Origin of the sequence: Bradyrhizobium sp. IC4060 (genome assembly GCF_020193715.1) — a bacterium.
Lineage (GTDB): Bacteria > Pseudomonadota > Alphaproteobacteria > Rhizobiales > Xanthobacteraceae > Bradyrhizobium > Bradyrhizobium yuanmingense.
Genome location: NZ_JADYVJ010000014.1, coordinates 64708 through 79440 on the forward strand (window position 1 = coordinate 64708; position 14733 = coordinate 79440).

The window sequence follows — 14733 nt, forward strand, 5'->3', positions numbered from 1 at the left end:
ATCGGCCGATTAACTCGCTCAACAGAAGAAACGTCAGAGGCGATTGCCGATCGCCGGCATCCGTCCGCGACCCGAGGAAACAACAACGTGCTCGACAAACCCGCCCCCACCTCCTCCGTCCGCGCTTCCGGCCCGCTCTCGGGCTTCCGCATCGTCGAATTCGCCGGCATCGGGCCCGGTCCGTTCGCCTGCATGATGCTGGCCGACATGGGCGCCGACGTCGTCACGCTCGACCGCGTCGGCGCGAAGAAGAGCATGAAGTCGGTGGCCGGGCGCGGCCGCAAGGTGATCGAGCTCGACCTCAAGGACAAGGCGGCGATCGCGCAAGTATTGGATCTGCTCGCGAGCGCGGACGCGCTGGTCGAGGGTTTTCGCCCCGGTGTGATGGAGCGGCTCGGCCTCGGACCGGACGTCGTGCTCGCACGCAACCCGAAGCTGGTCTATGGCCGCATGACCGGTTGGGGCCAGGAAGGCCCGCTCGCCAACGCCGCCGGCCACGACATCAATTACATCTCCATCACCGGCGCGCTCGCCGCGATCGGCACTGAGGAAGCGCCGGTGCCGCCCCTCAATTTGGTCGGCGATTTCGGCGGCGGTGCACTCTATCTCGTCGTCGGCGTGCTCGCAGCACTTCTGGAAGCGCAGAAGTCGGGCAAAGGCCAGGTGGTGGACGCGGCGATGTGCGACGGCGCGGCCTCGCTGATGTCGTTCTTCTTCGACATGACCACGATGGGACGCTGGACCGAGGAGCGCAACCAGAACTTCCTCGACGGCGGCGCGCATTTCTACGGCGTCTACGAATGCGCCTGCGGGCACTTCGTCTCGATCGGCTCGATCGAGCCGCAATTCTACGCGCTGCTGCGCGAGCACGCCGGCCTCACCGACGCCGATTTCGACGCGCAGATGGACCGCAAGGCCTGGCCAGCGCTGAAGGAGAAGCTGAAGGCCGTGTTCAAGAGCAAGACGCGCGAGGACTGGTGCAAGATCATGGAAGGCACTGACATTTGCTTCGCGCCGGTGCTGACCATGTCGGAGGCGACACAGCATCCGCACATGGTCGCCCGCAACGTCTTCATCGAGCGGCACGGCGTGAAGCAGCCGGCGCCCGCGCCACGGTTCTCGCGCACGCCGTCAGCGGCACGCGAGCCGGAGGCGGCGGGGATCGGCGCGGTGATGAAGGCCTGGCAGCGGTAGATCTAGCGCCAGCAAAGGTCGCGTAGGGTGGGCAAAGGCGCGAAGCGCCGTGCCCACGTCTTCGCATCAATTGGGCAGGACGTGGGCACGCTTCGCTTTGCCCACCCTACAGCAGTGTGCGTGACGGCCGCAGCCTACGCCGCGTCCCCCACCTTCAACACGCCGCGCCGGATCTGGTCCTCCTCGATCGATTCGAACAGGGCCTTGAAATTGCCCTCGCCAAAACCGTCGTCGCCCTTGCGCTGAATGAACTCGAAGAAGATCGGGCCGATTGCGTTGGCCGAGAAGATCTGCAGCAGCACCTTGGTCTGGCCGCCATCGACCACGCCCTCGCCGTCGATCAGGATGCCGTTCTTCTTGAGCCGGGCGACATCCTCTCCGTGCTTGGGCAGGCGCGTATCGATCTTCTCGAAATAAGTGTCGGGCGGCGACGGCATGAACGGCAGGCCGGCCTCGCGCAAACCTTCGATGGTGCGATAGATATCGCGGCAGCCGCAGGCGATGTGCTGGATGCCCTCGCCGCGATAGGTCTGCAGATATTCCTCGATCTGGCCGGACTCGCCGGCGTCCTCGTTGATCGGAATGCGAATCTTGCCGTCGGGGCTGGTCAGCGCGCGCGAGAACAGGCCGGAGGCGCGGCCCTCGATGTCGAAGAAGCGGATCTGGCGGAAGTTGAACAGCTTCTCGTAGAAGCCGGCCCAGACATTCATGCGGCCGCGATGGACGTTGTGGGTGAGATGGTCGAGATAGAACAGGCCGGCGCCATGCGGCTTGGGATCGCGCGCGCCCAGCCATTCGAACTCGGCATCGTAGGCCGAGCCTTGGGCACCATAGCGATCGACGAGATAAAGCAGACTGCCGCCGATGCCCTTGATCGCGGGCACGTCGAGCGTCTTCTGCGCCGATGACACATCGGCCGGCTCGGCGCCGAGCGCAATCGCGCGGTCATAGGCCGCCTTGGCATCGACGACGCGAAAGGCCATGGACGGCGCACAAGGGCCGTGCGCGGCGACGAACTCATAGCCGTGCGTGCCGGGCTCCTCGTTGACGAGATAGTTGATGTCGCCCTGGCGATAGACCGTGATCTTCTTGGTTCTGTGGCGCGCGACGGGCGCATAGCCCATCAGCTTGAACAGCGCGTGCAAGTCTTGCGGATTGGGATGCGCGTATTCGACGAACTCGAAGCCGTCGGTGCCCATCGGGTTGTCGGCAGTGATCGTGGCCGGCGGTGCATCGTGCGGAAACGGACCCATGGTGTTCTCCCAAATGGCTGCTGCCAGGAACTATCCTTCATGGGCCATGCAATGAGCGTGCAAACGAGACGGGCTTTGGCTATTCTATGCACGATCCGCGCATGAAACGGATGAAAGACGCATGATTTCTGTTGACGCCTTCGACCTCAGGATTCTCGGCGCGCTCCAGGACGATGGCCGCCTCACCAACCAGGAGCTCGCCGAGCTCGCGGGCCTGTCAGCCTCGCAATGCTCGCGGCGGCGGATGCGGCTGGAGGAGGAGAAGGTGATCGCGGGCTACCACGCCGACCTCTCCAGCGAGGCGCTCGGCTTCGGCGTGATCGCCTTCATCCAGGTGGGACTGGCGACCCACTCGCCGGACAATTCCAAGCGTTTTCGCGCGCTGGTGAACCGGATCGATGAGATCCAGGAGGCGTATTCGCTGACGGGCGATGCCGACTATGTGCTCAAGGCCGTGCTGCGCGATCTCAAGGGCCTGTCCAACCTCGTCAATGACGTGCTGATGCCGCACCAGAGCGTGGCGCATGTGCGCTCCTCGATCGTGCTTGATAGGCTGAAGGAGAGCTCGAAGCTGCCGCTGAAGGAGATCAAGCCCGGCTGAAATCGAGGGAACTATGGCATTCGCGCTGGCAACGCGATCTGCGATGATCGCAGCTCCAGTTGCGGAGATTCAACATGGCGCTCCAGCTGCGACCGAACTGCGAATATTGCGATTGCGACCTGCCGCCCGACGCGACCAATGCGCGGATCTGCTCCTATGAATGCACGTTCTGCGCGGACTGCGTCGAGACCAAGCTGTTCAATGTCTGCCCGAATTGCGGCGGCGGCTTCGCCCCGCGGCCGATCAGGCCGGCGCAGGAATGGCGGCCGGGCGTGTGCACGGCCAGGCAGGCGCCGTCCGACAAGCGGGTGCATCTGAAGTACAGCCTGGAGGATGTCGCGGCGCATTGCGCGCGGGTGCGCGACGTGCCGCCGGAGAGCCGGTAGGCTTTCTCCACGTCATTGCGAGCGCAGCGAAGCAATCCAGACTGTCTCCGCGGAGGGATTCCTGGATTGCTTCGCTTCGCTCGCAATGACGGAGGTTGTGGCCGCGTCTTCGGCTAATCCGCCGCCAATATCGTTCCTTCGACCTCGCCGAACCCGACGCGATAGCCGTTGCCCTGGCACCAGCCGCGCATGACGAGGCTGTCGCCGTCCTCCAGGAACGAGCGCCTGGCGCCGCCGGGCAGCTCGACGGGCTCGGTGCCGTTCCAGCTGATCTCGAGCAGGCTGCCGCGCTGGTTCTTCTCCGGGCCGGAGATGGTGCCGCTCCCTAAGAGATCGCCGACATTCATGGCGCAGCCCGAGGAGGCGTGGTGCATCAATTGCTGCACCGAGGACCAATACATGTATTTGAAGTTGGTGCGGCTGATGCTGGCGGGCGCATTGGCGCCGGCGGCGTGCAAGGAGACGTCGAGCGCGACATCGTAATTCTGCGGCTTGGTCTGCTTGAGATAATCGAGCGGGACCGGCTGCTGCTCGGGCCCGTTCAGGCGGAACGGCTCCAGCGCCTCGCGCGTCACCACCCAGGGGCTGATCGAGGTCGCAAACGCCTTGGCCAGGAACGGACCGAGCGGCACATACTCCCATTGCTGGATGTCGCGCGCGCTCCAGTCGTTGAGCAGCACGAAGCCAAAGATCATCTCCTCGGCCTGGCTCTCGGTGATCATCCCGCCCATCGGCGACGGCTGGCCGATCACGACACCCATCTCCAGCTCGAAATCGAGCCGCTTGCACGGCGCAAAGCTCGGCAGCTCCACATTCGGCGGCTTCAGCTGCCCGCGCGGCCGCTTCACCCTGGTGCCGGAGACGACCACTGTGGAGGCGCGGCCGTTATAGGCGATCGGCATGTGCAGCCAGTTCGGCTGCAGCGCATTGTCCTTGCCGCGGAACATCACGCCGACATTGGTGGCGTGCTCCTTGGAGGAATAGAAATCGGTGTAGCCGGAGACGGCGAAGGGCAGGTGGAGCTTCGCGTCGCGCATGAGAACGAAAGCGCGCGAGCGCAACTGCTCGTTATCGCGAAGCTCCGGATTGTCGTGCCGCAAGAGCTCGCTGATGCGCGCGCGGGTTTTCGACCAAACCTTTGGACCCAGATGCATCAGGGCGTTCAGTCCTCCTGCAAATGTGCCCGGATCGCCCGCACTGATCAGGCCATCTTGCTCGAGCTCCCAGAGATCGAGCACGTAGTCGCCGATCGCTACGCCGAGGCGCGGGGCACGGCCATCCTTGGTCGAGAACACGCCATAGGGCAGATTTTGGATCGGGAAGTCCGAGGCCGGATCGACGGCGATGAAGGAGCGGAGGCTGGGGTCGTTGGGGTGGGGCATTGGTTCCTGCCGAATGTTTATTCACAGTTTCTCCGCCGTCATTCCGGGGCGCGCGGAGCGCGAGCCCGGAATCCATATTCACAATCGTGGTTATGGATTCCGGGCCTGCGCCTTCGGCGCATCCCGGAATGACCAAGTAACTACGGCTTGCCCGGATCGAACCGCTTCTCCAACCCCTTCCAACAATCCGCGTAATCGGCCTGGAGCGTGGCGGCGTTCGCCGCATGCGCGGTGACGCGCTGCGGGTAGCGGGTCTCGAACATGAAGGCCATGGTGCCGGTCAGCTTCACCGGCTTCAATTCGCCGTTGCTGGCGTGCTCGAAGGCGTCGCGGTCGGGGCCGTGCGGCAGCATGCAATTGTGCAGCGAGATGCCGCCGGGGACGAAGCCCTGCGGCTTGGCGTCGTAGACGCCGTAGATCAGGCCCATGAACTCGCTCATGATGTTCATGTGATACCAGGGCGGCCGGAAGGTATTTTCCGCGACCATCCAGCGCTCCGGGAAGATCACGAAGTCGATATTCGCGGTGCCCGCCGTCTCCGACGGCGAGGTCAACACCGTGAAGATCGAGGGATCGGGATGGTCGAAGCCGATCGCGCCGACGGGAGAGAAGGTACGCAGATCATACTTGTACGGCGCGTAATTGCCGTGCCAGGCCACGACGTCGATCGGCGAATGCGGCAACGTGGTCTTGAACAGCGAGCCGCCCCATTTCACGTAGAGCTCGGTCGGCGTGTCCTTGTCCTCGTAGTTTGCCACCGGCGTCAGGAAGTCACGCGCATTGGCGAGGCAATTGGCGCCAATCGGCCCGCGCTCCGGCAGCGTGAAGGCGCCGCCATAATTTTCGCAGAGATAGCCGCGCGCCGGGCCGTTCGGAATCTCGACGCGGAACTTGACGCCGCGCGGGATCACCACGATCTCGCCAGGCTCGGCATCGATACGGCCGAACTCGGTGACAAGGCGCAGATTGCCCTGCTGCAGCACGAACATCAGCTCGCCGTCGGCATCGTAGAAATGCTGATCCACCATCGACTTGGTGATGAGGTAGACATGCGCGGCCATGCCGGCCTGCGTATTCACATCCCCCGCCGTCGTCATGGTCTGCACGCCCTGAATGAAGGTGACCTCCTCCTTCGGCAGCGGCGTCGGATCCCAGCGCAGCTGCGCGATCGGCAGGTCGTATTCATGGCACGGCGCCGAACGCCACAGCCCGGCGTCGACCTTCTCGAAGCGGCCGGAATGCTTCACTGAGGGGCGGATGCGGTAGAGCCAGGAGCGCTCATTGCTGCCGCGCGGCGCGGTGAAGGGCGAGCCCGAGAGCTGCTCGGCATAGAGTCCGTAGGCGCAGCGCTGCGGCGAGTTGCGCCCGATCGGCAGCGCGCCCGGCAGCGCCTCGGTCTCGAAAGAGTTGCCGAAGCCGGACATGTAGCCCGGCGTCACCTGGGCCGAGCTGCGGATGATCTGATCAGGCGAGGTATTGATGTTCATGACTATCCTCCTCCTTGCAAAGCGGCCCACATTTCCTGGTCGCGCTTGTCGGTCCAGATCACGGGGTCGTCGATACCGGATGCTTCGTCGTAGGCGCGCGAGACGTTGAACGGCAGGCAGTGCTCGTAAATGGCAAAGCTCGAGAATTTCGGATCCATCACCTCGCGCGTCGCCGCCATCGATTCCTTTAAGCTGCGGCCCCTGGCGACCGAGATTTCGGCCGCGCCATAGAGCGAGGTGACGAAGTCGCGCGTCATCGCGATGGCCTCGCGCACCGTGGCGGTGCCCTTCAGCGCATCGCCGCGGCCCGGCGCGATCGCCTTCGGATTGAAGTTGCGGATCTCGTTCAGCGTCATCGGCCATTCTCGCAAATGCGCATCGCCGCAATAGCAGGCCGAGTGATACTCGATGAGGTCGCCCGAGAACATCACCTCCGCATCCGGCACCCAGCCGACGATGTCGCCCGAGGTGTGGCCGGCGCCGAGCTGCATCAGGCGCACCTCGCGCTTGCCGAGATAGATCGTCATCTCGCCTTCGAAGGTCAGCGTCGGCCAGGTCAGGCCGGGAATGCTCTGCGCATCCTGGAACAGGCGCGGAAAGCGGCCGTACTCGGAATCCCAATCCTGCTGGCCGCGCTCCGCAATCAGCCGATGAGTCTCCTGCGAGGCGACGATACCTTGGGCGTGATAGGCGGAGGCGCCCAGCACGCGCACGGCGTGATAATGCGACAGCACGACATATTTGATCGGCTTGTCGGTCACCGTGCGGACCCGCTCGATCACCTTGTTCGCCATGGCCGGCGTCGCCTGCGCGTCGAACACGAGGCAGCCATCGTCGCCGACGATCACGCCGGTGTTGGGATCGCCCTCGGCGGTGAAGGCATAGAGATCGGTGCCGATCTCGGAGAAGGTGATCTTCTTCTCGGCGAGATCGCCGGTGGATGCGAAGTTTTTCGCCATCAATTCGTCCTTACCAGGTTATTGTTGCTGCTGTTGTTGCTGCTGACCGTCGATCATGCGGCGCCTGGCCAGTCCGATCGCCTCGCGCAGCACGTCGATGTCGCCGATATGGTTGGCGAGGATCAGAACCAGCGCCGCGTCGAAATCGGCGCTCTGCTCCTCGGTCAGGCCGCGATGCGCCTCGACGATGGCGCGGAAGGCATCGTCGGGGCGTGCGAAGTTCGAACTGGTGGAGAGCGGCATGCGGAACCTCAATACAAACCTTCGGCTCGCGCCAGCGCCGCCGCGATCGCCGAACGCGTCGGATGACGGAAGCGCGCCGCGACATAACCGTCGGGCCTCAGCAGATAGGCGGCACCCGGCACGGCGCCGTAGCGCTTTGCGACTAGGCCCGAGGGATCGGTAAATTCACCGTCGGCGCCAATGCGGATGCCCTTGATGCCGGCAGGCGCATCGATCGGCGCGCCATTGCTGAACGACAGCAAAGTGAAATCCGTTCCACCCTTGCGGAAGGCATCCGTCAGATAGATCGGCTCGCCGGCGGACGTTGCGGCGGGCGCGTCGAGCATCGAACCGCCGGGCGGGGGTCCACCGCGCCACGTATCCGCGTCAAGCGAGGACAGCGGCGTATCGTAGCTGCACGGCACCGACAGCCGACCGCCATTGACCATGCGCTTGCCGAATTCGGTCTCCTTGGCCAGCGACAGCACCGCCTTGCGCAACCGCGCCTCCTGATGCGAGTTCGGTGCCATGAAGTCGGTCGAGCGGGTGGATTCGCGGATGTTCTCGTCGGCCGCCATGCTGCGCTCGAGATGGTAGCTCTCCAGCAGGCTCGCAGGCGATTTGCCGCGCAGCACGCGGTCGAGCTTCCAAGACAGATTCTCCGCGTCTTCGAGTCCCGAGTTCGCGCCACGCGCACCGAAGGGCGAGACCTGGTGCGCGGAATCGCCGGCAAAAATGACGCGGCCATGGATGAAGCGGTCCATCCGCCGGCACTGGAATTTGTAGAGCGAAATCCACTCGAACTCGAACTTGTCATGGCCGAGCATGCGCGCGATCCGCGGCCGCACGTTTTCCGGCTTCTTCTCGAGGACCGGATCGGCATAGCGATTGAGCTGGAGATCGATGCGCCAGACATCGTCGGGCTGCCGGTGCAGCAGCGCCGAACGCCCGGCATGGAACGGCGGATCGAACCAGAACCAGCGCTCGGTCGGAAATTCCGCGGTCATCTTGACGTCGGCGATCAGGAACTGATCCTCGAAGACCTGGCCGGCGAATTCCGCCCCGACCATCTGCCGCAGCGAGGAGCGCGCGCCGTCGCAGGCGACGACATAGCGCGCATTCAGGCGGTAGGCGCCCTCGGGCGTCTCGATCGTCAGCAGCGCGGATTCGTTGCGCTGCTCGAGCGCTGTCACCTTGTTGCGCCAGCGCAGGTCGATCTCTGGCAGCTCGTTGATGCGATCAACCAGATAGGCCTCGGCGTAATATTGCTGGAGATTGATGAAGGCCGGCCGCTTGTGACCGTCTTCGGGCAGGAGATTGAACTGGTAGAGCTGCGACTCGCCATGGAAGATCCGCCCCACACTCCACACCACGCCCTTCTCGACCATGCGGTCGCCGACGCCGAGCCGGTCCCAATATTCCAGCGAGCGTTTCGAGAAGCAGATCGCGCGCGAGCCCTCGCCGATGCGGTCGGCGTCATCGAGCAGCACGACGCGCTGGCCGCGCTGGGCAAGATCGATCGCCAGCGACAACCCGACCGGGCCCGCGCCGACGATCACGACCGGATGCGCCGCGGGGCTCGAGCCGGGGCGGTCCTGATCGGGGTGACGGCGGTAGCCGAACTGGGTCTTGGCTTGAGCGGTCTTGGCGTTCAGGGTTTTGGCGTGAGGGGTATTGGCCGGCGCCATACACGAACCTCGGCTCTGGTCAGGACAGGATCGATCTGTTAGATAGTCTCACGTGCAACTATTTTGGACCGGAGCCGGCCGGCCGTCAACTGGAATTCGGAGGCGCTCTCCTTGGCGAGGACATCCAGCGACATCGCGCTCAAAGCGCGCGCGGCCGACGAGGCGTCGGCGCGGCCAAAGCTGCGGCTCGATCTGTTCAAGTTCGTGCCGTTCCGCCTCAACCGGCTCGCAGCGGAGGTCAGTTCCGCGCTGTCGGTCGAGTATCAGGAACGCAACGGCCTCGACATTCCGGCCTGGCGCGTCATCGCCACGCTCGGCTTCCGCAATGATGCCTGCAGCGCGCAATACATTTCGCAATGCACCCGCACGCACAAATCCACCATCAGCCGCGCAGTGACGGCGCTGCTCAGCGACGGCCTGATCGAGCGGGTCGAGAACGAAGCCGACCGCCGCGAATTCCGCCTGCAACTGACGAAAAAGGGCCGCGCGCTCTACGAGGAGCTGTTCCCGCAATTGCTGCGGCGAGAGGACGAGATCCTCGCCTGCCTCTCGGCGCAGGAGCGCAAGCAGCTCTCGGCCCTGCTCGGCAAGATCGAGCAGAGCCTCGATCTGATCCAGACCAGCGAAGAGGCGGATGCGAAGCAGGCGTATTAGGGCGCCCCCCATAAGGCGCAGACGTCAGCTTTTGGGAGCCCGGTTGAGAAAACTTGGTAGGACCGTGACGGCAGCGAGGTATATAGCGATGCTCCTTGTGGCGTTTGCCGCAACTCGCGCATACGCCGCTGACATAGGTTATCTGGCTCCCCCTGGAGTCGCGGCAAACGAGTTTCCCTCACCGCAGCGTCCTGTCGCACGGATCGTCAGCCCGCGCCGCTCCGCCGAAGAGCGCCGCGACGCCCTGAATGAGGCCGGTCAAATCGCACGCGCTCTTGAACTGAAACCAGGGATGACTGTCGGCGACATTGGAGCAGGCAGTGGCTATCACACGGTCAGGCTCTCGCACCTCGTCGGATCCGCCGGCTCTGTCGTTGCCCAGGACGTCACGCGGGACTATCTCGTCGAACTCGCCAGGCGAACAAAACTTCTGAAGTTGACAAACGTGCAATTCGCGCTCGGCGAACCACACGACCCGCGTCTGCCCGCTTCCTCGCTGGACGCCGCAATCCTTGTGCATATGTATCACGAGATAGCCCAACCCTATGCCTTTCTCTACAATCTTGCGTCCGCCTTGAAGCAAGGTGCGCGGGTCGGAATTGTCGATCTTGAGCTTCCGACGTCGAAGCATGGCACGCCAATTGAGCTCTTGCGGTGCGAGTTGACCGCCGTCGACTATCGCGAGATCGCCACATATAAGCTCGCAGGGGGCGGAGGATACCTGGCGGTATTCTCTCCTCCGGAGCTAGCGGCTCGAAAATCTCCCCACGATATCGTTGCTTGCGGGGATCCTGCCGGTGCTCGTTGACATCGCGCCCGCCTCCCGTCTCAACCCATCCGACGAACTCTACGAGGAGCTGTTCCCGCAATTGCTGCGGCGAGAGGACGAGATCCTCGCCTGCCTCTCGGCGCAGGAGCGCAAGCAGCTCTCGGCCCTGCTCGGCAAGATCGAGCAGAGCCTCGATCTGATCCAGACCAGCGAAGAGGCGGATGCGAAGCAGGCGTATTAGGGTGCTGGCTGGCAAACGGGCTGCGCTCAAGGGCTGAAGCGTGTGGCGTCTAAACGAGACCACAGAGCGCGCGGCCCTCAACGCTGTTCAATCACTTCACGCCATCATTCCGCGGCTCTTCGTCGATGGCTCGATCGGAGACCCGAGCCTGGACGTCACAGTCTTCCGGCGTGATCGAGACACTCGCCGCGCCGGCTTCCTCCTTCGCTGATAGCGACGGTGATGGGGGTCGATGTTCGGCGCGGTTGCCGCGGAAACGGCGATGTAGTTTCTCACCCTGGTCGAAAATGATGTTGAGCAGCCAACCTGCGATCGGTCGCGCGATTGCACGAAACGGCCTGGCAATGATGAAACCGCCTTTGACATTCTCGATCGGGAAAGCCAATGCGTTGACCAGAGTGTCGGCGGTGACGTACCGATAATTTTCTGCCAGATGCTCGCTGTTCATCAGCATCTGGATGGCAGGCTTGTCGTTCTCACCGTCGACCAGGATCATCGAGGAAAATTTGTCGTCCGAACCGGTCAGTGCATTGGCCTCAGCCGTTGTGACGGGATGCAGGCGCACGACGCCAGCTTCGGTTTGCTGGCGGTAGTGCACGGCCAGCGTAAGCTCGCCCATCTGCACCGCGACCAGCAGCGTACCGAGATAATCGGCATTAGGCTGTGGCTTCTCGAAACTGACGCCAGGGACCATTTCGATGATATCGAGAATGCGGCCTAGATCAGCGGCGGCCGCGGCGCGCCCGGCGAGACTGGCGGCCAGGTCGGCAATTGCCCTGGAAGCTTTCGAGAAATGCCCGCTGGCGCCTTTCATGGCGTTGGCAGCAAGGTTTTTGAGTTTTGAAAGCACGCCGAACACCGTTGTGAATGTCAGGCACAACCTAGAAATGACGGATGAATACGTCAATCGGCGTGCACGATCGCGCATCCCGGGTCGATGCTTTACATCGTCCCGAGCGACGAAAGTCGCTACCCTCACTTGCCGAAACCGACTTCGCCGCCGTCACCACGAGGGACGGACCGGGTCAGGCACGGCCGCGACGGCGCGGGGTCGGCGTGAGGCCGGGAAGGGCGGGTGACCACATTTGTCTCCAAAGTGACGATATCGTCATCCCGCAAACGACCGCGTCGGCGGCAGATGCAGCGCCCAGGCATCGACCTCATCGCTGGCGCGCGGATAGATCTCGGTCACGATCGGATCGTGGCCGGGGATGAACCTGTCGGGATGGCCGGCGAGGCGCTCGATCGTGTCCCAGCCTTGCGCCATGTCGCCGACATTATAAACGATCGGGAACGGGCTCTTGCGCTGCAGATTGGCGTAATAATGCGCGGCATCGGAGGCCAGCACCACGGCGCCGCGCGCGGTCTCGACCTTCACCACCTGCAAGCCGTCGGAATGGCCGCCGACGCGGTGCACGGTCACGCCGGGAGCAACCTCGCCATCGCCGGAATAGAAGGTGACGCGCTCGCCATAGACGTGGCGCACCATCAGCGTCACATGCTCGACCGAGAACGGATGGCGCAGCAGGCCGTTGCACATGCAGCGCCCGGTCGCGTAGGCCATCTCGCGCTCCTGCAGATGGAAGCGCGCGTTGGGAAAGCGGTCGAGATTGCCGGCATGGTCGTAGTGCAGATGCGTCACGATGACGTCACGAATGGCTGACGCCGAAACGCCGAAACGCTCCAGCGCATCGACAGGATTGAGCGTGAGCTTGCGCGCCCGCGCGCTCGCCTCCTCGGCGTTGAAGCCGGTATCGACCAGAATGTCGCGGCCGTGCCCTCGAATCAGCCAGACGAAATAATCGAGGTCCTGCGCCGCGCTGTCATGCGGGTCGGGCACGAGGAAGTTCATGTGGGGGGTGCGCGGCGACATCGTCGCATAGCGCAGGGCGTAGATCTCGTAGACGTTTCCCATGGGGCTCGCTTTTTTTAGAGTTGGATCTTGGACGATCGCGCACACCAAGCCACCACCGGCAGGAAAGGTCAAACCCGGAGGCGCGGCTGCAATGTGAGATCGATCACGTCTTCACCCGCCCTGGCTGCGCTAAGGTCCGCCGGACAGCATCGAGGTACCGAGGACCGTCATGATAACCCCATCCATTCCTCTCGCGGCATGCCCATCCGCTGCGGTCCATCATCGGGATAAGGTCGAATCTCCAAGCGGTTGACGCCCTCCGTCCCCGGTTTGATAATGAGGTAAGCGTAAGTTAAGGTCGCCGCGGCGCAAGCTGGAACGGCGCCTTTTGGCTGGACCGCGCTGATTATGAAAATTCGCTTCTTTTTTCTTCTGCCCTTGCTGATCTCGCTCGTCCCGACGGCCCCCTCGCTTGCGGCCGGCGACCGTTTTGCGCTGGTCATCGGCAACGCCAAATATCCGGATGCGGATGCCCCGCTGAAGGAACCGATCAACGATGCGCGCGCCGTCGCCGACGAGCTCAAGCGCGACGGCTTTTCGGTCGAACTCGGCGAGAATCTGACCGGCGACGCCATGCGCCGCGCCTTCGACAAGCTCTACGGCAAGATCAAGCCGGGCTCGGTCGCGCTGGTGTTCTTCTCAGGTTTCGGCATCCAGTCCGCGCGCCAGAGCTACCTGCTGCCGGTGGATGCGCAGATCTGGACCGAGTCCGACGTGCGCCGCGATGGTTTCAGCCTCGAGACGGTCCTCGGCGAGCTCAACACCCGCGGCGCCGGCGTCAAGATCGCGCTGGTCGATGCGTCCAGGCGCAACCCGTTCGAGCGCCGGTTCCGCAGCTTCTCAGCGGGCCTGACCCCGGTGATCGCACCGAACGGCACGCTGGTGATGTACTCGGCGGCGCTGGCCTCGGTGGTTTCGGACGCCGGCGGCGACCGCAGCCTGTTCGTCCAGGAGCTGCTGAAGGAAATCCGCGTTCCCGACCTGATGGCCGAGGAGACGCTGAACCGCACCAAGATGGGCGTCACCCGCGCCTCGCGCGGCGAGCAGGTGCCGTGGATTTCCTCGTCATTGGCCGAAGATTTCTCGTTCATTCCGGGCGCCGGCGGATCGCGTCCGGCAACGCCGGCGCCCGCGCCTCCCGCCGCGCCGGCCGTCGTCGCCAACAACCCGCCGCCCGCCCCTCCCGCACCGCCGACACCACCGCCGCCGCCGAAGCCGGCCGACAGCGCGGCTGCAGCTCCCGCTCCTGCGCCTCCGCCACCTGCGGCTCCAGTCGCGGCGCCGGCACCGGCGCCCGCGCCTGCTCCCACGCCGAGGCCGCAGATCGAGGCCGCCCTGCCCCCACCGCCACCGCCGGTGAAGCCGGTTGATCCCGTTCCTGCGCCGAGCACGGACGGTGGGCCGAGCGCTGCCGCCCTGGCTGACGATCCCACGATCAAGAGCCTGACTGCCAAGATTGCCGCCAACCCTGACGACGTGAACGCGCTGTACCGCCGCGGCCAGGTTTATGCCAGCAAGGGCGCCTACAGCCTCGCCATCAAGGATTTCGACGACACCCTCCGGATCAATTCGAAGGACGTCGAGGCCCTCAACAACCGCTGCTGGACCCGCACCGTGGTCGGCGACCTCCAGGCCGCGCTGAAGGATTGCAACGAGGCGCTGCGGCTGCGGCCGAACTTCGTCGATGCACTGGACAGCCGCGGGCTCGTCAATCTGAAGTCAGGCGCGGTGAAGAATGCGATCGCCGATTTCGACGCGGCCCTGAAGATCAACCCGCGCCTGACGTCCTCGCTCTACGGACGCGGCCTTGCCAAGCAACGCAACGGCTCGGCCCAGGAGGGGGCGCTGGACATCGCCAATGCCAAGGCGATGGATCCGAACATCGTTCAGGAATTCGCAAGCTACGGAGTGCGCTAGTATTTTTTTGAGTTCGGCCCCCGTCCAAGGCTCGAACCTTGAACAGCCCTGGGAAGACCAATGGG

Annotated in this window: 14 protein-coding genes and 1 pseudogene; 7 read left to right on the plus strand and 8 right to left on the minus strand. The window is 64.1% G+C overall.

The annotated features are described in order from the left end of the window. Window positions 1-87 precede the first annotated feature (87 nt). On the plus strand, window positions 88-1194 hold the full coding sequence (locus I6F16_RS31870) for a CaiB/BaiF CoA-transferase family protein (RefSeq protein ID WP_225113707.1): 1107 nt from the start codon (window positions 88-90) through the stop codon (window positions 1192-1194). A gap of 134 nt (window positions 1195-1328) precedes the next feature. Here I6F16_RS31870 and hppD read toward each other — a convergent pair whose 3' ends face one another. Then, on the minus strand, window positions 1329-2447 hold the full coding sequence (gene hppD / locus I6F16_RS31875; protein ID WP_225113706.1) for a 4-hydroxyphenylpyruvate dioxygenase: 1119 nt from the start codon (window positions 2445-2447) through the stop codon (window positions 1329-1331). 121 nt (window positions 2448-2568) lie between these two features. Here hppD and I6F16_RS31880 point away from each other — a divergent pair, with 121 nt between their 5' ends. Next, window positions 2569-3048, plus strand: a complete 480-nt coding sequence (locus I6F16_RS31880) for an Lrp/AsnC family transcriptional regulator (RefSeq protein ID WP_036016121.1) — start codon at window positions 2569-2571, stop codon at window positions 3046-3048. A 74-nt stretch (window positions 3049-3122) separates the two neighbouring features. Next, window positions 3123-3434 (plus strand): DUF1272 domain-containing protein, encoded by a 312-nt coding sequence (locus I6F16_RS31885; protein ID WP_225113705.1) that lies wholly within the window; start codon window positions 3123-3125, stop codon window positions 3432-3434. Between the two features lie 113 nt (window positions 3435-3547). Here the strand turns inward: I6F16_RS31885 and fahA are convergent, their stop codons facing one another. The 5 genes from fahA to I6F16_RS31910 all read right to left on the minus strand — a co-directional run bounded on the left by fahA (window position 3548) and on the right by I6F16_RS31910 (window position 9172). Further along, entirely contained in the window at window positions 3548-4816 is a 1269-nt protein-coding gene (gene fahA, locus I6F16_RS31890) for a fumarylacetoacetase (RefSeq protein WP_225174285.1), read from the minus strand. A 140-nt stretch (window positions 4817-4956) separates the two neighbouring features. Continuing rightward, a complete protein-coding gene (gene hmgA, locus I6F16_RS31895) occupies window positions 4957-6303 on the minus strand; it encodes a homogentisate 1,2-dioxygenase (RefSeq protein WP_036016113.1) in 1347 nt (448 codons plus the stop codon). A gap of 2 nt (window positions 6304-6305) precedes the next feature. Further along, window positions 6306-7262: an MBL fold metallo-hydrolase gene (locus I6F16_RS31900; RefSeq protein ID WP_036016109.1), complete on the minus strand. Its 957-nt coding sequence runs from the start codon at window positions 7260-7262 to the stop codon at window positions 6306-6308. 18 nt (window positions 7263-7280) lie between these two features. Further along, complete coding sequence (locus I6F16_RS31905) at window positions 7281-7505, minus strand: DUF2783 domain-containing protein (protein WP_018646238.1); 225 nt, start codon at window positions 7503-7505, stop codon at window positions 7281-7283. Window positions 7506-7513: 8 nt separating this feature from the next. Next, window positions 7514-9172 carry an FAD-dependent oxidoreductase gene (locus I6F16_RS31910; protein WP_225113703.1) on the minus strand — a complete coding sequence of 553 codons (1659 nt, stop codon included), beginning with the start codon at window positions 9170-9172 and terminating at the stop codon, window positions 7514-7516. A 111-nt stretch (window positions 9173-9283) separates the two neighbouring features. Here I6F16_RS31910 and I6F16_RS31915 point away from each other — a divergent pair, with 111 nt between their 5' ends. The 3 genes and pseudogenes from I6F16_RS31915 to I6F16_RS31925 all read left to right on the plus strand — a co-directional run. Next, window positions 9284-9826 (plus strand): MarR family transcriptional regulator, encoded by a 543-nt coding sequence (locus I6F16_RS31915; RefSeq protein WP_225113702.1) that lies wholly within the window; start codon window positions 9284-9286, stop codon window positions 9824-9826. 88 nt (window positions 9827-9914) lie between these two features. Continuing rightward, the gene (locus I6F16_RS31920; RefSeq protein WP_036016344.1) at window positions 9915-10634 is read left to right on the plus strand and encodes a methyltransferase domain-containing protein; all 720 of its coding nucleotides are present in this window, start codon (window positions 9915-9917) and stop codon (window positions 10632-10634) included. A 37-nt stretch (window positions 10635-10671) separates the two neighbouring features. Next, window positions 10672-10836, plus strand: a pseudogene (locus tag I6F16_RS31925) (MarR family transcriptional regulator); the annotation flags it as partial. Window positions 10837-10927: 91 nt separating this feature from the next. Here I6F16_RS31925 and I6F16_RS31930 read toward each other — a convergent pair. Then, a complete protein-coding gene (locus tag I6F16_RS31930; protein WP_225113701.1) occupies window positions 10928-11764 on the minus strand; it encodes a hypothetical protein in 837 nt (278 codons plus the stop codon). Window positions 11765-11944: 180 nt separating this feature from the next. Continuing rightward, entirely contained in the window at window positions 11945-12751 is an 807-nt protein-coding gene (locus I6F16_RS31935) for an N-acyl homoserine lactonase family protein (RefSeq protein ID WP_225113700.1), read from the minus strand. 348 nt (window positions 12752-13099) lie between these two features. Between I6F16_RS31935 and I6F16_RS31940 the strand changes: the two genes are divergently transcribed. Beyond that, window positions 13100-14668 (plus strand): caspase family protein, encoded by a 1569-nt coding sequence (locus I6F16_RS31940; RefSeq protein ID WP_225174286.1) that lies wholly within the window; start codon window positions 13100-13102, stop codon window positions 14666-14668. The last annotated feature ends 65 nt before the right edge of the window (window positions 14669-14733 follow it).